12 protein-coding genes are annotated in these 19,895 nt (G+C 55.6%); 3 read left to right on the top strand and 9 right to left on the bottom strand.

Annotated elements, in window-relative coordinates:
• Positions 1–181: 181 nt before the first annotated feature.
• Positions 182–1,186, bottom strand: a complete 1,005-nt coding sequence (gene bioB / locus ABHF33_RS14765; RefSeq protein ID WP_348944660.1) for a biotin synthase BioB — start codon at positions 1,184–1,186, stop codon at positions 182–184.
• Between the two features lie 58 nt (positions 1,187–1,244).
• Here bioB and ABHF33_RS14760 point away from each other — a divergent pair, with 58 nt between their 5' ends.
• The gene (locus ABHF33_RS14760; protein WP_348944659.1) at positions 1,245–1,976 is read left to right on the top strand and encodes a ComF family protein; all 732 of its coding nucleotides are present in this window, start codon (positions 1,245–1,247) and stop codon (positions 1,974–1,976) included.
• Positions 1,977–1,995: 19 nt separating this feature from the next.
• On the opposite strand, the gene ABHF33_RS14755 is transcribed toward ABHF33_RS14760, so the two are convergent.
• The 8 genes from ABHF33_RS14755 to ABHF33_RS14720 all read right to left on the bottom strand — a co-directional run bounded on the left by ABHF33_RS14755 (position 1,996) and on the right by ABHF33_RS14720 (position 17,360).
• Positions 1,996–5,973, bottom strand: a complete 3,978-nt coding sequence (locus ABHF33_RS14755) for a translocation/assembly module TamB domain-containing protein (RefSeq protein ID WP_348944658.1) — start codon at positions 5,971–5,973, stop codon at positions 1,996–1,998.
• Positions 5,970–7,724: an autotransporter assembly complex protein TamA gene (locus ABHF33_RS14750; protein WP_348944657.1), complete on the bottom strand. Its 1,755-nt coding sequence runs from the start codon at positions 7,722–7,724 to the stop codon at positions 5,970–5,972. Before ABHF33_RS14750 ends, ABHF33_RS14755 begins: the two co-directional genes overlap by 4 nt.
• A 585-nt stretch (positions 7,725–8,309) precedes the next feature.
• A complete protein-coding gene (locus ABHF33_RS14745) occupies positions 8,310–8,888 on the bottom strand; it encodes a chalcone isomerase family protein (protein ID WP_348944656.1) in 579 nt (192 codons plus the stop codon).
• Positions 8,889–8,976: 88 nt separating this feature from the next.
• Positions 8,977–10,188 carry an acetyl-CoA C-acyltransferase gene (locus ABHF33_RS14740; protein ID WP_348944655.1) on the bottom strand — a complete coding sequence of 404 codons (1,212 nt, stop codon included), beginning with the start codon at positions 10,186–10,188 and terminating at the stop codon, positions 8,977–8,979.
• A gap of 13 nt (positions 10,189–10,201) precedes the next feature.
• The gene (locus tag ABHF33_RS14735; protein ID WP_348944654.1) at positions 10,202–12,601 is read right to left on the bottom strand and encodes a 3-hydroxyacyl-CoA dehydrogenase/enoyl-CoA hydratase family protein; all 2,400 of its coding nucleotides are present in this window, start codon (positions 12,599–12,601) and stop codon (positions 10,202–10,204) included.
• A 97-nt stretch (positions 12,602–12,698) separates the two neighbouring features.
• The gene (locus ABHF33_RS14730) at positions 12,699–14,126 is read right to left on the bottom strand and encodes an OmpP1/FadL family transporter (protein WP_348944653.1); all 1,428 of its coding nucleotides are present in this window, start codon (positions 14,124–14,126) and stop codon (positions 12,699–12,701) included.
• Between the two features lie 117 nt (positions 14,127–14,243).
• Positions 14,244–16,700, bottom strand: a complete 2,457-nt coding sequence (locus ABHF33_RS14725; RefSeq protein WP_348944652.1) for an acyl-CoA dehydrogenase — start codon at positions 16,698–16,700, stop codon at positions 14,244–14,246.
• 9 nt (positions 16,701–16,709) lie between these two features.
• A complete protein-coding gene (locus tag ABHF33_RS14720; RefSeq protein WP_348944651.1) occupies positions 16,710–17,360 on the bottom strand; it encodes a TetR/AcrR family transcriptional regulator in 651 nt (216 codons plus the stop codon).
• Between the two features lie 440 nt (positions 17,361–17,800).
• Here ABHF33_RS14720 and ABHF33_RS14715 point away from each other — a divergent pair, with 440 nt between their 5' ends.
• Both ABHF33_RS14715 and lolD read left to right on the top strand, forming a co-directional pair.
• Positions 17,801–19,036, top strand: coding sequence for a lipoprotein-releasing ABC transporter permease subunit (locus tag ABHF33_RS14715; RefSeq protein WP_348944650.1), 1,236 nt, complete (start codon positions 17,801–17,803; stop codon positions 19,034–19,036).
• A 94-nt stretch (positions 19,037–19,130) separates the two neighbouring features.
• Positions 19,131–19,826, top strand: coding sequence for a lipoprotein-releasing ABC transporter ATP-binding protein LolD (gene lolD / locus ABHF33_RS14710; RefSeq protein ID WP_348944649.1), 696 nt, complete (start codon positions 19,131–19,133; stop codon positions 19,824–19,826).
• Positions 19,827–19,895 lie beyond the last annotated feature (69 nt).

The following is a 19,895-nucleotide window of genomic DNA, read 5'->3' as shown; positions in this document are numbered from 1 at the left end:
TGCAAGCCCTGCAGCCTCATGTTTTATACCCACTCCCCCGCCCTCTCCTTGAGAGGGTGCCTCGCTTCGCGAGAATGTCAAAACAAAAACCACGCTGGATAGCGTGGTTTTTTATTGCACTGGGTATATCTCTTAAGCCCATTATTGAATTGACTCAGAGAGCTATACCCCATACAAAAGATCACAAAGGCTGCAGATTCAATTTTTTGAATAGCGCTTTATCACCTTCCACTTCTGGATTGCCTGTCGTCAGCAATTTATCGCCGTAGAAAATCGAATTCGCGCCAGCGAGGAAACACAAAGCCTGCATCGCCTCGGGCATTTGTTGACGACCTGCCGACAGGCGAACGAATGATTTGGGCATCGTAATGCGCGCAACGGCAATCGTGCGCACGAACTCGGTCCAGTCGACTTTTTCCGAGCCATCGAGTGGCGTGCCGTCGATTTGCACCAGATTATTGATCGGCACCGAGTCAGGTTGCGGGTCCAGATTGGCCAGCTGGCCGATCAAGCCCACGCGGTCCAGTCGCGTTTCACCCAAGCCGACAATCCCACCCGAACACACATTCAAGCCCGCTTTACGCGCCTTGCCCAAGGTATCGAGGCGGTCGGCGTAGCTGTGCGTACTGACGATGTCGCTGTATTTTTCTTCCGACGTGTCGAGATTATGGTTGTAGTAATCCAGACCCGCGTCTTTTAGCTGCTCGGCCTGCCCTTCTTTGAGCATGCCAAAGGTCGCGCAGGTTTCCAGCCCCAGCGCTTTCACGCCGGCGATCATTTTTTTCACTTCTTCCAGATCACGGTTTTTCGGACCGCGCCATGCAGCACCCATACAGAAGCGCGACGAGCCGTTTTCTTTGGCAATCGCGGCTGCGGCGATCACGTCATCGGCATCCATCAGCTTTTGCGCTTCCAGACCGGTGTCGTAGCGTTTGGATTGTGAACAATAGCCACAATCTTCCGAACAACCGCCGGTTTTTACCGACAGCAGCGTCGATAGTTGCACCTTATTTGGATCGAAATTTTCGCGATGAACCACTTGCGCCTGAAACAGCAGATCGTTCAGCGGTAAATCAAATAGCGCCTGAATGGCCTCGCGCGACCACAGATCTTGCTCGGGGTGCGGCGTGTGGCGTTTGAATTCGATCGTTTGCGTTGAAGTTGAAGTACAGGTGGCTTGGCTCATGCGGCAGATTATCCAGATAGATTCTATTCTGGAGGGATTGTCCGAGCGGGAGGATAACTTGTCAAATTTATTCAGCCGTTTTTTGAACAACTATATCCCGGCACAATGTCTGGTCTGCCGTGGCCTGCTCAATCAGGCGCAATCGGGAGTAGCGAACTCGGCCATTTGTCAGCCCTGCCAGCAGGCTTTGCCGCGCTGGCAGGCCGCCGAGAGCTGCCCGCGCTGCGCTCGACCCGACACACAGGGTCATGTATGCGGGGCCTGCCTGCGCAAGCCTCCTGCTTTTGATCAGACGCTGGCGCTGTATCTGTTTGTCGAGCCCTTGCAATCGATGATCCATGCGGCCAAATTTGCCCGGCAGTGGGCTATTTTCCCGGCGCTGGCTGGGCAGCTGGATACTGACCTTGCTCGATTGAACGAACTTGCCCGATTGAACGCCGATTGCATGCTGCCACTACCGCTGCACCGGCAGCGCTTGCGCGAGCGCGGCTTTAATCAGTCGCTGGAAATTGCTCGCACCTTCAGCCAGCTGTCCGGCATTGCCCTCAGGCGCGAGCTGTTGCTGCGCGTGCGCGATACCGAGCATCAAAGCAGATTGAGCGCACAAGCGCGCTGGAAAAATCTGCGCGGCGCTTTTGCATGCCGGGGCAATTGCAGCGGGCAGGTGATTATCGTGGTGGACGATGTAATAACCAGCGGTGCCAGCCTGCAAGCGGCGGCCAAGGCCTTAAAGCAAGCCGGAGCCGCACGCGTGATCAATCTGGTGCTGGCCAGAACGCCGTTTAAGTAGGCAGGTTAGGCTCTGTTGTTTAGTCTGCAGTCAGCGTGTATTTCACATCCACCGCACTATTATCCACGCCAATGCGGGACACCAGCGACCAGTTGCGCGATAGCTGCAAGGTAAAACTCACCGCATCACTCAGCCCGTTAAAGCTTTTCTCCAGCGAGACGCGCAGTGATTTGCTCAAATGCTTGCTCACCGTCACCACCTGCGTCGTCGTGCCATCGTCCTCTTCCTTGGACTTGTAGCCCACTTCATCAATCCCAAAATTCCCCAGAATTTCGTCGGTCAGGCCTTTGCCGCTGGCGCCATTACTCGCCATTGCGTTAAGCAACTGCAGCACCAGCGCCCCATCGGATTTGGCCATGCTATCGCTGCCGTGACCAAACAGCAGCCAGGAGATTTTCTCCGCGTCCGGCACATTGGGCTCCGAATACAGGCTAACCCGTGGCGCATAGGCATTGCCGCTGACTTGCACGCCGGCCTCAACCGCCTGATTACGGCGCATGGCCAGAATATCAAGCGATGGATTATCTACCGCGCCCTGAAACGACAAAATGCCGCGCTCAATCACCAGTTTTTGCCCGTAGGCCTTATATTCGCCGCCCTCGGTGGTAATGGTGCCCGAGGCTGTCAATAACTGATTGGGCACAGCTTTTAACCTGAGCTTACCCAGCAAGCGGCTTTCCAGCCCGTAGCCACGGAAAACAAACTGATCGCCTAGGTCAAAATCGAGCAGCATATTGAGCTTCATCACATTCGCCGAGCGGGTTTTATTCTCCCTGCCAATCACGCGCACATCATTTGACAGCTTGGGCACATCGGAAGACTGATACTGAATATCGCCCGCGTCGGCCTTAAAGCTGCCGTTCACGCTGAGCACACCGTCCGCTACGCTCAAACCACCCTGCCCGCTCAGCACCAGCAGCATTTCCGGCTTGCTGATCAGCGTAAAGCGCTCGGCCTGCAGCTTGAGCTGGCCATTGGGTTTACCACCGGTCAGACTGAGCGAGCCCGAAACCTTGATCCCGCCTTTGGATACGCCTTTGGCGGAGAACGACTTCAAAATCACATCCTGATTACTCAGCACAAGCTCCAGCTCACCGTCCTGCAGCTTGATCCCGGCCTGCGTGTCGGCGTAAAGCAGATGCGCAGCGCGGATGCTGCCGCCCAATTGGGGCTGGCTGACGCTACCGCTCACGCGCACATCAAGCACCGCATCACCCGCCAGCTTGGTATCCGGCCCCAGAAAAGGCGCAAACACACTCAAATTAGGTAATGTACCCTTAACGCTGGCGCTCACTGGCGCTGCAGCATCTAGCCCACCTTGCGCCAGGTCGACCAGCGCCGAGCCAGTTAGACCCAGCTGGCCAAATTTCTCGCTCTCGAGCTGCGCCTGAATAGTGAGCCGGTTCATCTCCAGCTGGCCACTTGCGCTTAGCTTGCGCAAGGTCAGTGGGATCATTCCCCGCTGCGCATCCTGCCAGCGCACATCGCCACTCACACGCGCCAGATTGAATGTGCCGTTTAAAACCCCGCTCTGCCTGATTTGCCAATCGCCTGCCAGTTGTAGATCCGTGTCCAGAGCTGTGGCGGGGTGAATCATTTTGCCCAACTTCAACCATTCAGCCAGCGCCAGCGAGCGCAATTGGCCGCTGGAGACAAAAGTGCCTTTTTTCCACTGCGTTTGCTGCAACTGAATCTGGCTTGCCCCAATAGCGAGGCTGGCCGGGTCAAGCTCCAGCTCATCGCTGGCCAAGACCAGCTTGGGTGAGTTTTGCAATTTGAACGGCAAACCGGCCTGCCCTGACAATGCCAGAATTTGCCCTTGCCAGCGCCGCTGCGCGTCAAAACCACCCCGCGATTGCCAATCGAGCGCCAGCGCGACAGTCTCGTCGGGTTTGGTTTCGCCGGATTCGGCTTTGCCAGCGTCAGGCGGAGCCATCGCCTGCCTACCAGTCGCCTGCAGATTAAAATCATGCTGCTGCATCGTGCCATTGATCGCCAGCGTCAGCTGATCGATCCGGGTTTGTGCATAAACCAGCTGCTGAACTTTGCCACCAACGCGAATCGCGCCTTGCAAATCACTGCTGAGCGCCAGATCAATATCGGCCTGCTGCACTTTCGCGGCAAAAGGCGTGGCCAGCTGCCTGATCTGCAGCTGGGCGTCCACTCGCGGATGCAGCAATGCGCCGGAGAGCGTCGCGCCACCGTCGATGCGGCCAGTAAATTGGCTACCCAGCACGGCCAGATTGGGCACATCCAGCTCCAGCTGCAAGCGATCGGCAGGCAGGCCCAGCGCACCGCTGGCACTAATGCGGTTATTGCCCAGCGCCAGCCAGAAATCACTCTGGCTCAGGCGCTCTGCGCTCAGTTGAACACGGCCCTGCCCGGTCAGCGCTTGCTGGTTAAATACGCTGTCCTGCAGCTGGAATTGCAGATCCAGCAGGGGTTTAGGCTGCAACTTCCCTTTGATATTGGCCTGCCCGGATATACGTCCAGCAGGTATCTGGGCAAACTCGGCCGGATTGATGTTTTTCAGCGTGAGCTCAGCGGCAAAATCCTGCAGCGCCTGCAGATTAAATTCGCCCTTGGCCGCCAGCTGGCTGGCACCCCGGCTCAATTGCAGCTCGCGAATCGCCAGGCGGCGCTCGGTTTCGGGCTTGATCCAGCCAATATCGAGCTTTAATTTGGCCTGCCTTTGCACATCGCTAATCTCGCCCTGCACACCCGGCGTCAGCCATGGGCCTTTAAGCTGCAGTTTGCCGTTCATTTCGCCCTTGGGCTGCGGCGACCACAGCGTTTGCGGGTCGATCTGCTGCGCTTGCAGTTGCAAATCCAGCGTCCCTTGTGCAATCTGGCCGCGAGCCTGCACGCTGCTTTTGCCCGGCAACTGCACATCAAGGCGGGCAATATTCAGCGTCTGATCGCGCAGGGCAAATTGCAGCGTGGCGTGTTGCAGCGGCAATTGATGCTGATCGAGCGCACCCGGTAGGTGATTTTTCAGCGTCAGCTGCCCATCCACCCCGTCTTTCACCGGCTCAAAACGGGCATCCAGATCCAGCCGGGCTTGCGGCGCGTCGCGCTGCCACAGCGATGGATCAAGGCCGCGTACATTGATCTGCCCCTGACGAACCAGCTGATAAGCGTACGGCGCAAACACATCGGCTTGCACACTGATTTTCCCGCTTAGCCGTGGATGGCTCACCGAGGCCTGCACCATCAGCGCGCGCAATGGGCCTTCCAGCTGGCCAACGGCCTGAATCGCTTCGCCCTCCAGCTGCCCGCTTAAAACAAAAGAGCCCGCACTTTGAAACGGTTTTTTGCCGGTGATATTGAGCGCAGCGGCCAGACGCCCTTGTGGCACTTGCAACTGCTCAAGCTGCAGGCGGTGAAAACGGCCATTGCTCGATACCCGACCGCGAATATCGGTGATTAGATTGCCATTGATATTGAGCTTGGCGAGCGAAAACTCGTCCAGATGCATGCCAAAAGGCAGCGACAGGCTATCGGGCGCAGGCGTGGGTGGCGCATTGGGCGGCGCAGCTTTGGTTTGAATGGATAATTCGCCCAAAGACACTCTAGGCAGGTATAAGTCGCGAAGCAAGAGCATATATGGCTCCCACTCCAATACCCCATAGTCCAGCACCAGAGTGAGATCGTCGGTCTTCACGCTAAGCTGCTTGATCTGCAGCTCGGACCAGAACGAGCCTTCAATCGCCGCTACGCTGACAATCTGGCTGCGGTTGATCGCATCGGTCAGCCAATAACGGCCGGAGGCCGAATTAAACCAGCTCAGCGCCAGAAACAACAGCAAGGCAATCAGGCTGAAAGTAACTAAGGTGCTCCAGAACACGGCGCGAAGCAAACGCCGCACAAAGCCATACCGAGGTTTGCGGCCTTGACCCGCTTGGCCAGTAGCTTGTGGCTCTGCTGCGGGCACGGTGAGGTTTTCCTGCAGTTCAGAAGCAGGTGTTGCCGGATCAGGCAGGCCGGATGTCGTCAAAATGCCAACCCCATCGCAAAGTGGAAACGAATTTGCTGGTAATCCACGCCATAAGCCAGATCCATCCCCACCTGCCCAACCGGGCTATTCCAGCGCGCACCCAGCCCCAGCCCAGTGACCGGCTGCAGGCTTTGCCAATCGGCGCCTGCACCGCCGTAATCGACAAAAGCCGCTGCCCGCCAATCGCGAATCACCGGATGCTGGTATTCCAGTGAGGCCGTGGCCAGCACACGCCCGCCCACAGTTGAGCCATTACTCTGTACACCCAGTGATTGATAATCATAGCCGCGCACACTGCCCGCGCCACCAGCCCGGAATAGCCAATCACTGGTAATCCCGGCGGGCGAACCCGAGAACGTCTGCCCTACGCTGGCCTGCCCGATAAACTGCCCCTGCTGGCCAATGCGCGAGTAATAAACACCACGGCCATACAGCCGCAAGAAGCTGGCATCGCTCAAAATCTGCTTGAGCGCGCCACCCGCTTCCAGCTGCAGCAGATAGCCATTGCGCGGGTTATTGGGGTTATCGAGCTTGCGCTGGGTCCAGACATGATTGAGCGTAAATGACTGCGGGTATTCCTCGCCACCGCCGTCGAATTTGCGCGACTCGATCTGGTACTGCAAGGCAAAAAAGCGCTCGATTTCATCCTTTTTCTGCACACGCGAAATGCCGGTTTTATATAAATGCGAGTTCAAACCCTGCAAATCCTGCGCCAGCACCGAGCCCCAGACGCGATGCTCCCAATTGCTCGCGCCACGCGGAAAAGTCACGCTGGCTTCGGCGGCCTGCTCCAGCTGCTCCAGCCGCACGCGGCCGTCAAATACCCAGCCTTTGTCGAACAAATCATGGTAGCGGTAAGCAGCTTCGGACTTGAAGCGCGTATTGGTGCTGTAACCCAGGCTGCCGTTCCAGCGCTTGAATGGCACTTCCTGCACGTCAACGCGAATCGGTGCCACATAGGGTGCTTGTTGCGGTAATTGCACATCGACCAGCGCGGTGGCAAAGTGCGGCATGCTTTGCAGATCGGCCTGCAACTCATTGAGCGCCGAGCGGCTATAGCGGCTGCCTTCGGCAATTTTGATCCTCTCCTGCACCAGGCCTTCGGGGTAACGCGACAAACCGTTAATCGTAGCCGGACCAAACACATAGGCCGGGCCGCTATCGATCAGCAGATTGAATTGGGCTTCTTTGCGTACCGGATCAATCACCGCCTCGCTATCGAGCAGGCTGGCCGCCGGGTAGTCCCGCGCCTGCACGGTTTGCAAAGCGCGCTTTTTGAAATCATCCCAGATCGACTGGCTAAACGGCCCGTCTTCCAGCAAATCGCCACGGCGGCTAAAGCGCTGCATCAAAGTGGCGTAGCGTTCGGGATCATCCACAATAGCACCCTGTAAAACAACAGAGGTATTGCCCACCATCGTTTGCTCACCAAGGTCTACCTTGATATACACCGTGGCGGTATCTTCATTGAGTGTGGCCTCCACCTTGGCATCAAAATAGCCTTCGGTAGCCAACAGATCGCTGGCGGCGGCAGGCAGCGCGCTGAGTTCACGCTGCAACAGCTCGGGGGTAAAGCGGTTTTTCTGCTGCCATTTGTAGATATTCAAATGTTTGACCAACAAATCGCGTGCTGCGGACGGCGCTTCCAGCCGGATGTCATAGCGGAAAGTCTCTGTCTCTGCCCACGCCGGCGCGGCGATAGTTGTCGAAATAGCAGTCGAAATGGCACAGAGCAGGGTAAGCAATCGCACAGAACAAGCTCGCAGGGAAAAACATCACTTTACCAAAAACTATCTCGCCACAATGGAAAGCGCCGTTATTTGGACAAAAAAAACCCGATTAGCAAACATCTTGCGATGTTGACTGAATCGGGCACAGGAGGATGGAGTCGATAACGCAACTTTCGTCGCGGGTACTACAACACTACGATTTACTACACACTACGAAACCGGTTTGCCACTCGCTTAGCGAGGCAGAGTCAGTGTCCAGCCGTACGATTTAACGAGCAATTGCTGGAAAGCTTCTACAGTTTTGGAAAATTTCATCATTGAACGCATGGTCTATCTCCTTGCATTAGCGCCGCCTCACACTGAGGTAGCTGTCTTTTCTTTCGATGAGTGAACTTTATCAAAACTACGAAATTAACGCAAGTCTTTTTGTAGTATTGCTACGTACATATTTGTAACAAATATTCACAACAACTACAAAGATAGGCACAAACACTAGCAAATACGTCATTAAACCGTAATTACAGCAAATCAAATCCAAAACCGAATCGTAACTAAACTACATACTTTCCACCACGGCAAAACGTGTAAAACTAGGCGCAATGCCGCCTAGCGCCCCAGCAATCTGGCCTTCAGATTCTCCTGAACCGGCTTGCTGCCCAGCCAGATCAGCAAGAGATCCCGGGCAAATTCATCAGATTGAATGCTGCCAATTTGCTGGCCGCGAAACTGGATGCGTGTGCCCTGCCCGGCAATAAAATCCAGATTGATTACATCGCCTTTGTTCGCCACCTTGGTTTCCAGCAGGATTTTCTCCAGCTCGGCAATCCGTCCTGCCTGTGCGGCAAACTGGCTGGTGCTCAGATTGTCTTGCAAGCCGTCACGCAGCGCCTCGGCCAGCGCTTTGCCCTCTACGCTGCGCAGCAAGGTCAGCTGCATGCGTTTTGGCGTTCTGGCATTGAGCAGTTGCGCGGCGTCGTTGCTTTTGCTGGTGGCGTACAAGGCCGCAACGTAGACATCAAAGACCATTTTCTTGCGCAGTCCTGCGCCATTGAGCTGCAAGGTCTGCCCGGCCAGCTCGAGCTGATCGGCCAGCTTGACGCCTTCAAGCTCGGCCGCAGCCGCCAGTTGCACCGCACCCAGCTGAAAAGCGCCCAAAATCACTGCCATCAATAATGTATGTTTCATTGCTCACTCCTGAATACAGAACAAAAGCCCATTGAAAACGGAAAAAAACCCGCGCGAAGCGGGTTGAAGGTTAAAAAGTCGCACTAACTTACAGCACCTGCAAAATCCCCGCCGCACCCATACCGGTACCAATACACATCGTCACCATGCCGTAGCTACCGGTTTTGCCTTGCCGACGTAGACCATGAATCATCGTCGCGGCACGAATCGCACCGGTAGCGCCCAGCGGATGACCCAAGGCAATTGCACCGCCGTTTGGATTCACCTTGCTCATGTCCAACCCCAGATCACGGCTCACCGCTAGCGCTTGTGCGGCGAATGCTTCATTAAGCTCAATCCACTCCAGATCTTGCAAGCCCAAACCAGCCTGTTTCAAAGCCGCCGGAATCGCTTCTTTCGGGCCGATGCCCATAATTTCGGGTGGCACGCCTTTAACTGCAAAGGTCACGTACTTGGCCAGTGGCGTCAGATTGAATTGCTTAAGGATTTTCTCGGACACCAGAATCAGCGCGGCAGCACCGTCGGACATTTGCGAACTATTGCCTGCTGTGACCGAGCCATTCTTCGACGGTCCTGCAAACACAGTTTTCAGCTTTGCCAGACCTTCGATGCTGGTGTCTGCACGCGGGCCTTCGTCTTGCATCAGCGTTTTGCTGACCAGCTCAACTTCGCCAGTCGCTAAATTGGGTACGCGATAAGTCACATCCAGTGGTGCGATTTCATCGCTGAATGCACCATTGGCAGCGGCAGCCAAAGCACGGGTATGCGACTGCAGCGCAAATGCATCTTGGTCTTCGCGGCTAATCCCCCACTGGGTAGCGATTTTTTCCGCCGTCAAACCCATGCCGTAGGCGATGGCGACATTTTCATCACGCTCATAAATACTGCTGCCAAGCGAGAGCTTATTGCCGCCCATCGGCACCATCGACATCGATTCAGTACCCGCCGCAATCATCACATCGGCTTCGCCAAGACGGATTTTGTCGGCCGCCAGCGCCACCGCGTTAATACCGCTAGAGCAGAAGCGGTTAATCGTGATCCCGCCAACGGTATTGGGCAGACCCGCCAGCAGCGCGCCGATGCGCGCCACATTCATCCCCTGCTCGCCTTCCGGCATCGCGCAGCCGACCACCACGTCTTCGACCAAGGCAGGATCTAAGCCCGGCACTTGCGCCATCGCCGCTTTCAGCACATGCGCCAGCAGATCATCAGGGCGAACATTTTTCAACATGCCACGCGGCGCCTTACCCACTGGGCTGCGCACTGCGGCAACGACATAAGCTTCTTGAATTTGTTTCATGACGTTCCCCAACTCAATTACGCAATGGCTTGTTAAATTCGATCATGTGCATGATCCGCTCTTGCGTTTTGCCTTTTTTCAGCAAACCCATAAAGCGCTCACGCTCCAGCTTCAAGATCCAATCCTCGTTAACCAGCGTACCCGCCTCAACGTCACCGCCGGTGACCACGTCAGCGATTTGCATGCCGATGTGGTAGTCGTATTTGGAGATAAATCCGCCTTCGAGCATATTCACGAGCTGGCCACGGATCGTCGCTGCGCCCGAGCGCCCTGCTACCGCAAAAGCCTTCGGTGGCACCGGCGCGCGGTAACCAGTCGCCGCCATTGCGCGTACTTGTGCTTGGGCGACAAATAGCAGCTCATTGGCGTTCATCACGATCACATCAGACTCTTTCAAGTAACCGATCTGCTGGCCTTCTTCAGCACTGGTGCCGACTTTGGCTGTCGCCATCGCGAGGTAATAATCTTTTAAGATTTCCAGAATATTGCCATTGCGGGCCAGTTTGGACGCGCGCAGCGCGAACTCTTTGCAACCGCCACCAGCAGGCAACAAGCCAACGCCGACTTCGACCAGACCGATATAAGTTTCGACGTGCGCGACCACGCGGGCGCAATGCATCAGAAACTCGCAACCGCCGCCAAAGGCGTAGCCTTGCGCAGCACCAACGACCGGCACTTTGGCGTACTTGATCGCTTGCGAGGTGTTTTGAAATTCCGCCACCATGGTTTCAATCGCGGCAAAATCGCCGGTCATAAACGCCGGGCCCATGCTCATTAAATCAGCGCCGACCGAGAATGGCGCTTCCGGGTGCCAAATCACCAAGCCTTGATAGTATTGCTCTGCAATCTTTATGGATTCTTGCACTCCGGCCAATACCCCAGCGCCGATGCAATGCGCTTTGGTTTTGAATGACAGCACGGGTACATCGTTACCCCCCGTTGATGCGGGCGGTAGCCACATTCGCACGCTGTCGTTCTCGTAAATGGTTTGCCCAAAATCGGGCGCGACTTCGCCGAGCACTTGCGGCGGATAAAGTTGGCGCTGATAAACTGGCAGGCTTGAACGCGCCATCAAAGCGCCAGTCGCCGCATTGAATGAGCCTTGCTCGCCATGCACACCATCGCGGTTCATTACCCAGTTAGGCAATGGCGTAGCTGACAGTGTTTTACCGGCCGCAATGTCGGCATTGATCGCCTCAGCAACGGACTTCCAGCCAGCGGCTTGCCACATTTCAAATGGGCCTTGCGCCCAGCCAAAACCCCAACGAATCGCAAAATCAACATCGCGGGCGTTGTCGGCAATATGCTCCAGCTGCACGGCGATGTAATGCCACACATCGCGCAAGCAAGCCCAGATAAATTGCGCCTCGGGCAGCTCAGACTCGCGCAGCGCGCAAATCCGTTCGGCTGGATCGGTGATTTTGAGCAAGGCTTTAACGGCATCGCTGCCCTTTTGGCCGCTAGCGACGTAATCACCTGCAACCGGGTCAAGCACCAGCAAATCCTTGCCGACTTTTTTATAAATACCTTGCCGGGTTTTCTGCCCCAAAGCACCAGCGGCGATCAGCTTTTGCAACCAATCAGGCGTAGCAAACAGGCTGTGCCATGGATCGCTCGCCAGCGTATCGGTCATGGTTTTGACCACATGCGCAAAAGTATCCAGGCCGACCACATCGGCAGTACGGAAAGTGGCCGATTTAGGGCGACCTAAGCGCGGGCCGGTAAGATCATCAACCACATCAAAACGGATGCCAAAATCCTGCGCATGCTTGATCGTTGCCAGCATCGAAAATACACCGATGCGGTTGGCGATAAAGTTCGGCGTATCTTTGGCGCGAACGACGCCCTTGCCCAGCCGCAGCGTCAGGAAAGTCTCCAAAGCATCGAGGGTATCGCCGTGTACGCCTTGCGTAGCAATGAGTTCAACCAGATACATATAGCGCGGCGGGTTGAAAAAATGGATGCCGCAGAAACGCTCACGCAACTCGGCAGGCACGGCTTGCGCCAGGCTCTCAATCGACAGACCCGAGGTATTGGTCGCTAAAATCGCATGCGGCGCTAGATGTGGTGCGATTTTGGCGTACAGATCGGACTTCCAATCGAGCCGTTCGGCAATCGCTTCGATGACCAGATCGCAATCGGCGAGCAGCGCCAAGTCGCTACCGTAGTTGGCGGGCGTAATGCCATCGACGCGGCTGGCCGACATCAACGGGGCCGGTTTGAGTTTTTTCAGGTTTTCAATCGCTTTAAGCGCAATACCATTGGGCTCGCCCGACGGAGCAGGCAAATCAAAGAGCACCGTGGCAATCCCGGCATTGGATAAATGCGCGGCGATTTGCGCGCCCATCACGCCAGCGCCCAGCACGGCGACACGGCGGATCTGCGGCGTTGATTGTTGTTTCAATACTGTCATTGTGATGGCCTCGGCAGAGGTTGTGTAACACAGGGCTTTGCCCTGCCTGATTGATCCGGGGGCGGCCAGCGGCCTGCGCCCCGGATGGCGTTAACAATCAGAAACGATGGTTGTACTGCGCGCCCAGAGTGATGGAGCTGACATCGTAATTGCCCCGTACTGTTGCGCCGTTCTGGTCGGTTTGCGCCACTTTGGCCTTGGCCAGATCAACGTAGATCGCGGTAACGTCAATCGACTGGTTTGGCGAAATGGCGTAGTTGGCACCCAGCGCCACCCAGATCCGGTCGCTGTCAGGGATGCTGGCAATGCGGTTAGCGTCGTTTTCCGGCGCATTGTCGTAGGCCAGACCGGTACGGATCAGCCATTTTTCGCTGGCTTTATACGTTGCGCCAATTGAGTAACGGCTGGTGTTGTTCCAGTTGGTTGGCGTGACTGAATCGGCCTTGCCATCGAGCTTAATGCGGATTTCCTGAAAGCGTGAGTGGCGGGTCCAGGTGTAATCGGCCATTACTGCCCATTGCGCGTTGATCTGGTGAAAGCCGTTAATCGAGAAAGACTCCGGGGTTTCAACCTGCAAAGTGGCTTTGCTATTGGTCAGCTGGGCATTCAGGCCAGCCTGAATGCCGCCGCCCAGCACTGGCCCCAATGGGCTGCTGGCGAAGTTTTGCGGCACATTAAATTTGGCGTTGCCCTCCAGCTTGTGGCGGATCGCCGAGCGATACGCAATACCCATACGGGTATCGGCCGAGAAGTTAATGGTTGCGCCAAGGTTAAAGCCATACCCGATGTCATCACCCGTCACCTCGCTACTACCATCGTAGGCGGTATTGCTGGAAATCTGCGCCGCGGCGGCACGCACTGAGGTACATTGTGGCGACAATGGCGCTGGCGTACACACATTGGTCAGCGCAGAACGTGCAGCCGACGAGCCCAGATCCAGCTGTTTGGCCAACTTGCCGTCGATATACTGCACGCTCACCCCGGCACCAATCGTCAGCATCTCGTTCACTTTGTAGGCCAGCGAAGGATTGAAATTAAACGTCGACAGCGAGCTTTCGGTCGTGTTGTAGCGCCCTACCCAGTCCTTGCTGTAATCGGTGTGCGAACCAAACGGCACAAATAGCCCGGCACCCACGGTCAGGCGATCATTCAGCTGATGCGACAGATACAGATGCGGCACCGGCGTGCTCACGCCAAAGCTGCCGCCATTGCTGCCCACAATCGGGCGGCCTGCGGCATTGGTTGATCCGGTATCGCTAAATTTGCCGTCAGGCATGATGTAATTGATCACACCTGCCACTTGCGTGCCTTCAACCTGAGCCAGCCCTGCCGGGTTATAGAACAAGACCGAGGCATCGTTCATCCCCGCTGCGCCCGAATTGGCCACGCCCTGATTGCTGGCACTTTGCGTACCAAAGTTATAGCCCGAAGCCAGCGCCTGACCAGAGCCGAGCAAAGCGCCCAGCAGGCCTATCATTTGTAGCGAACGTACCGTGGTTTTGAGTGAAAAAGCGCTTTGCGTCATTATCGTTTCTCCAAGAGGCAGTGCATCAATGAGCCGGCTCTTTGGCCGGCCCTTATTTCAGTATTAAGTTACTTATTTAAAAAGGCTCTCGCTGCACAAGACGCAGCTACGCAGTCGTTAAACGATCGTCCGGCGAATGGCATCAGGGTCCGGGTTGCTTAAATGGGCGTCAAAATCGTCGACCATAATCACTTCGCGTTTCAGGCGACGGGCGCGTGTTACCGCAGCAAATTCCTCCTGCGTCAATAAGCCCTGATCGAGTGCTTCCTGCAAACGCTCGCTGCCAGTGAATGCTTTGAGCTGGCCTTCACGCTGCGCACGGCGCAATTTGCTTTCCACGCCTTCGGTCTCGATCACCGCTTTGAGGGCAAACTCCAGCACGCCGACCGCATCGTGCTCATCATTCGGGCGGTACATATATTTCACCAGACGATCACGCGACGCGCATGGCTCCATCAGATTGCGCGCGATGCGTGTACCAACGCGGTCGGCTGGTGCTTTCATGCTCATCCCCCACGGAAAAACAATCCGGCGGGCGCACCAGGCGATAAAGCGGTTCGGGTGATTGGCCAGAAAGCCATTCATTGCTTCCTGACAATCGTAGAGCGCCGTTTCAACAGCCCAGCGCACCAATGGACGGTCTTCTTTGGGCTCGCCATCGTCGTGAAATTTCTTCAGTGCGGCGGTGGCGATATACAGGTTGGACAACATATCGCCCAAGCGCGCAGAGAGTTTTTCCTTAAATTTCAAACTACCGCCGAGCGTCCCCATACCCAAATCGGCAAGGAAAGCAAAAGCGCTGGAAAAACGCACAATGTCACGATAATTCTGTGCAGTCGGGCCGTCTTTTGGCGAGACAACAAAGCGTGCGCCAGTTAACCCCAACCAGAAAGCCCGCACTTTATTGGAAATCGCAAAGCCGATATGGCCGATCACTGCGTCGTCAAAGGCGTTCAAATCCTTGCTCATTGCCGCGCGCAATTCTTTGAGCACGAAGGGATGGCAACGGATCGCGCCCTGACCAAAAATAATCATGCTGCGCGTCAGAATATTCGCCCCTTCCACCGTAATAGCGACGGGTATAGCCTGGTAGCCCAATGCCAAGTAGTTGCGCGGACCGATACATACCGCTTTACCGGCGTGAACGTCCATCGCGTCATTGATGGTTTTACGCATGCGTTCGGTATTGTGATACTTCAAAATCCCCGACAAGACCGAGGGTTTTTCGCCCATATCAAGCGCGGTCAGCGCCAGGCGTTGCGCGGCATCCATCTGATAGGTGTAGCCACCGATGCGACCCAAAGCTTCATCGACGCCTTCAAAGCGACCAATCGACAGGCCAAACTGGCTACGAATCCGCGCATAAGCCCCAGTGGTATACGCAGCGAGCTTGCCCGATGCCACCGACATCGCAGGCAGCGAAATACAGCGGCCGACCGACAGGCATTCAACGAGCATTTTCCAGCCCTGACCGACGTAATCCTGTCCGCCAATCACCCAATCCATCGGGATAAAGACGTCCTTGCCCCAGTTCGGGCCATTCTGGAATGTGCTGGTGCCCGGATAATGGCGGCGGCCGATATTGACGCCGTCGTGATTGGTTGGAATTAGCGCGCAGGTAATGCCCACGTCGTCCTTGGTGCCGATCAGATGATCGGGGTCGTACAACTTGAACGCCATACCCAGAATCGTCGCCACTGGGCCGAGCGTGATATAGCGTTTTTCCCAGCTCAGGCGGATGCCGAGGACGTTCTCATGGCGCTCGCCAGTACGTTTATCGGTATAACTGCCGCGAGTGACAACACCATAATCGGGAATGCCGCCCGCGTCCGAGCCTGCTTCTGGGCTAGTCAGCGCAAAACATGGGATTTCTTCACCTTTGGCCAAGCGCGGCAGATAGTAGTTTTTCTGCGCTTCAGTGCCGTAGTGTTGCAGCAATTCGCCTGGGCCGAGCGAATTGGGCACCATCACCGTTACCGCGGCGCTGCCCGAACGCGTCGCGATCTTGGTCACAACACGCGCGTGGGCGTAATTGGAAAACTGTTTACCGCCGTATTCCTTCTTGATAATCATGCCCAAGAAGCCGTTTTGCTTGATGAAATCCCACACTTCGGGCGATAGGTCTTTGCGATTTTGCGTGATGTCCCAGTCGTCGAGCATCTGGCACAGCGTTTCGGTTGGCCCATTAATAAACGCCTCTTCTTCGGCGCTCAATTTGGGCTCGGGATAGCTGTGCAGCTCGTCAAAATCGGGTTTACCGCTAAATAACTCACGGTCCCACCACACCGTACCGGCGTCGATGGCTTCCTGTTCGGTTTGCGACATCGGCGGCGTGATTTTGCGGAAAATGCCAAACAAGGGGCCAGTCAGAATAATCTGGCGCAGCGGTTTGAGATTCAGAATGATCGCGACGGTCAGTAAGAGATAAAACCAGATTGGCGATGCGCCCTGAACAAATGTGCCATACGCCGCACCGACCAGAATCAGCACCGAGCTCAGCCAGAGCGGCGCACGCAAGTACGCTAGCGCCCCTAGCAAAACCACAATAACTGCCATGCAAATAACGAGGGTCATGATAGCCTCCTAGGCCTGAACAGCTGCCGGGCTGGTTAAGCCTGCAGAAATGAAGGGAAGCAGCATTTGCGCCACGCGCTGCGGATCACGCGCATTGACCATGGGCTGGGCGGTAAACAGGCGCAGCACATGATTGCCAGCAAAAGCGTTAAACATTGCACTGGTCATAAAGTGAAAGCGCCAGGCGACTTCTGCTGCCGATAATTCGGGCAAAGCGCGCTCTAGCGCCTGCTGATAGCGGCGAGTCAACTCACCATAGCGCTGCGGGATTTTTTCTTTCAAAATGGCGCGCGGCTCGATGTAGGTGCGCGCCAGCAGCCGGACAAATACCAGGCCGCCGTACTCCGGCTTGCTCCCCATTTCGAGCGCTGCCGATAAAAATGATTCGGCAATCGCGATTGGATCATTGGCTTGTGCGGTAGACTCCAGCTCGGTCAGCTTGGCCAGCGAAAGCCGGACAAATGGCTCGGCACGACGTTCAAACACCGCCTGAAACAGGCCATCTTTTGAACCAAAGTAATAGTTGACCGCGGCGATATTCACTTCGGCCGCGGCAGTGATTTGCCGCATTGAAGTGCCATCAAAGCCATGATCGATAAACAGCAGCTCGGCGGCATTTAAAATCCGGGTCGATGTATCGAGGTTTTTTACTGCATCCATCGTGCGCTCCAGCGACTAGATTTTGTAGTTGACGAAAATCAATTTCAAACAAGTGTTTGAAAATTAAATCCAGCCTGAAGTCTTGTCAAGTAGCAAACGCTTAAATACAGGTAATTGCCTAGCAGAACGTGGCAAAACCAACACGAGCTCACACGGCACACCCAAACCACTCGGTCAGCAAATCATGGCAATTACAAAGAACCGTTTTTTCGTACACAGATCAATCTACTAGGGTATTGATCTATAGAGCATATTTATCAATACATACAGAGCTATACCTGCCATATAAAATCTAAGCCAGACACAAAGCAATCACCCCCTGCTGGCCACCCTGGATTTAGCGCGCCTTGCGTGATGCGGCTCGACCCGACGACACAAGCGTTGCCGGGCAATGCGGCAGCCTGTGCTAAACTGCCACCACTTTGACTTTGGCAAGCGCTATGTTTGAACTACTCATCGGCTTACGCTACACACGGGCAAAACGCCGCAATGGCTTTATCTCCTTTATCCAGCTGATTTCGATTGCCGGCATCGGGCTGGGCGTTGCCGCGCTGATTATTGTGCTGTCGGTGATGAATGGCTTTCAGGAAGAAGTGCGCAACCGCATTCTGGGCATGGCCTCGCACATTACAATTACCGGCCCAGGCAGCGCGCTGGGCAACTGGCAAGCCGCCGCGCAAACCGCCGAGCAGAACCCGCATGTCAAAGGAACTGCGCCGTATGTACTGGGCCAGGGATTATTTACCAATGGCAGCCAGGTGAAAGGCGTACTGGTACGAGGCATTGAGCCGGCTCAGGAACCTAAAGTCAGCGAGATCACCGACAAAATGCTGGTGGGCTCGGCAGCCGATTTGCGCGCCAATGAGTTTTCGGTAATTCTGGGCTGGAATCTGGCGCAGGAGCTGGGCGTAACCATGGGCGACAAGGTCACGCTGATTACGCCGCAGGGCCAAGTCACGCCAGCCGGGCTGATTCCACGCCTGCGCCAATTTGAGATCGTTGGCATTTTCAAAGCTGATTACTACCCATACGACGCCAATCTAGCGCTCATTCACCTATCGGACGCCCAAAAGCTCTATCGCACTGGCGATGCTGTGACTGGCGTGCGGGTCAAACTGGACGATTTATTCCAGGCACGGCAAGTGGCCAGGGAAATCAACCGCAGCCTGCCCGAACTGATTGTTGCCGACTGGAGCCAGGAAAACCCCAGCTATTTCCGGGCGGTTGAGATCGAAAAGCGCATGATGTTTATTATCCTGACACTGATTGTGGCGGTAGCGGCGTTTAATCTGGTTTCCACGCTGGTGATGGTTGTGACCGACAAGCAGGCCGACATTGCCATCCTACGGACATTGGGTGCCTCTCCCGCCTCGATCATGAAGATCTTTCTGGTTCAGGGCGCCATGTCAGGCGTGATAGGCACGGCCAGTGGCGTAGCGGGCGGCGTGCTGGTTGCGCTCAATATTGGCACGATTGTCCCGTTTATTGAACGGCTGATCGGCAGCCAGATTCTGTCCGCCGATGTTTATCTGATTACCGAATTGCCCAGCAAAGTGATTAGCAGCGATGTGATCAGCATTGGCGTGATCTCACTGTTGCTGGCTCTGCTGGCCACACTCTACCCAAGCTGGCGTGCTTCCCGAGTCAACCCGGCCGAAGCTTTGCGCTACGAATAGACCTCGATGCACAAAACGCTCACCGCGCCGAAGCTGCGCACGCAACTAGGGCTGACTGCGTGAGCTGCTTAGCTATTATTTTGATGAGTTCATCATGAATACTTCTGACATCATTCTCAGTGCCCGCAATGTATGCAAAAGCTACCAAAGCGGAAAACTGAGTACGCCTGTGCTGCACGACATCAATTTCAGCCTGAACCGGGGCGAAATTACCGCACTGGTCGGCGCGTCCGGCTCGGGCAAATCAACTTTGCTGCATTTGCTGGGCGCGCTGGATCAACCCAGCGCCGGCAGCATAGCGCTGATGGGGCAAGATCCGTTTGCACTGGGTGAAACTGCCCGCGGCCAGTTACGCAATACACATCTGGGCTTTATTTATCAGTTTCATCATTTGCTGCCCGAATTTAGCGCAATAGAAAATGTTGCCATGCCCTTGTTGATCAGACGCATGGACAAGGCTGCCGCCTTAGCGCAAGCGGGCAAAATGCTCACACAAGTAGGGCTTGAACACCGGCTAGAACACAAGCCTAGCGAGCTATCGGGTGGAGAAAGGCAAAGAGCTGCCATCGCTAGAGCTTTGGTTACCCAACCCGCCTGCGTGCTGGCTGATGAACCCACAGGCAACCTGGACCGCAGCAACGCGCTGGCCGTTTTTGATCTGATGATTGAATTGGCCCAGAACACCGGTACCGGATTCGTGATCGTTACGCACGATATTGAACTGGCCGAGCGCTGCCAGCGCATTTGCAAAATAACAGATGGCCGAATTGATGCAGAAGAAATCAGTTAATCAGATTTGAATGTATTGCTGGTGATATGGAGAGTGTGAGTCTGATTGGCTAGGCTGCAGCCAGTTTGA

The organism is Chitinibacter sp. FCG-7 (genome assembly GCF_040047665.1).
GTDB classification, from domain to species: Bacteria; Pseudomonadota; Gammaproteobacteria; order Burkholderiales; family Chitinibacteraceae; genus Chitinibacter; species Chitinibacter mangrovi.
Note: the sequence above shows the minus strand (reverse complement) of the source record. Positions and strands in the feature narration are given on the sequence as shown.

Bases quoted from the DNA above. Each gene is read 5' to 3' on its own strand.
- ABHF33_RS14720 (WP_348944651.1), bottom strand. From the start codon at position 17,360: ATGGATGCAGTAAAAAACCTCGATACATCGACCCGGATTTTAAATGCC.
- ABHF33_RS14745 (WP_348944656.1), bottom strand. From the start codon at position 8,888: ATGAAACATACATTATTGATGGCAGTGATTTTGGGCGCTTTTCAGCTG.
- ABHF33_RS14715 (WP_348944650.1), top strand. From the start codon at position 17,801: ATGTTTGAACTACTCATCGGCTTACGCTACACACGGGCAAAACGCCGC.
- ABHF33_RS14725 (WP_348944652.1), bottom strand. From the start codon at position 16,700: ATGACCCTCGTTATTTGCATGGCAGTTATTGTGGTTTTGCTAGGGGCG.
- ABHF33_RS14730 (WP_348944653.1), bottom strand. From the start codon at position 14,126: ATGACGCAAAGCGCTTTTTCACTCAAAACCACGGTACGTTCGCTACAA.
- ABHF33_RS14735 (WP_348944654.1), bottom strand. From the start codon at position 12,601: ATGACAGTATTGAAACAACAATCAACGCCGCAGATCCGCCGTGTCGCC.
- lolD (WP_348944649.1), top strand. From the start codon at position 19,131: ATGAATACTTCTGACATCATTCTCAGTGCCCGCAATGTATGCAAAAGC.
- bioB (WP_348944660.1), bottom strand. From the start codon at position 1,186: ATGAGCCAAGCCACCTGTACTTCAACTTCAACGCAAACGATCGAATTC.
- ABHF33_RS14740 (WP_348944655.1), bottom strand. From the start codon at position 10,188: ATGAAACAAATTCAAGAAGCTTATGTCGTTGCCGCAGTGCGCAGCCCA.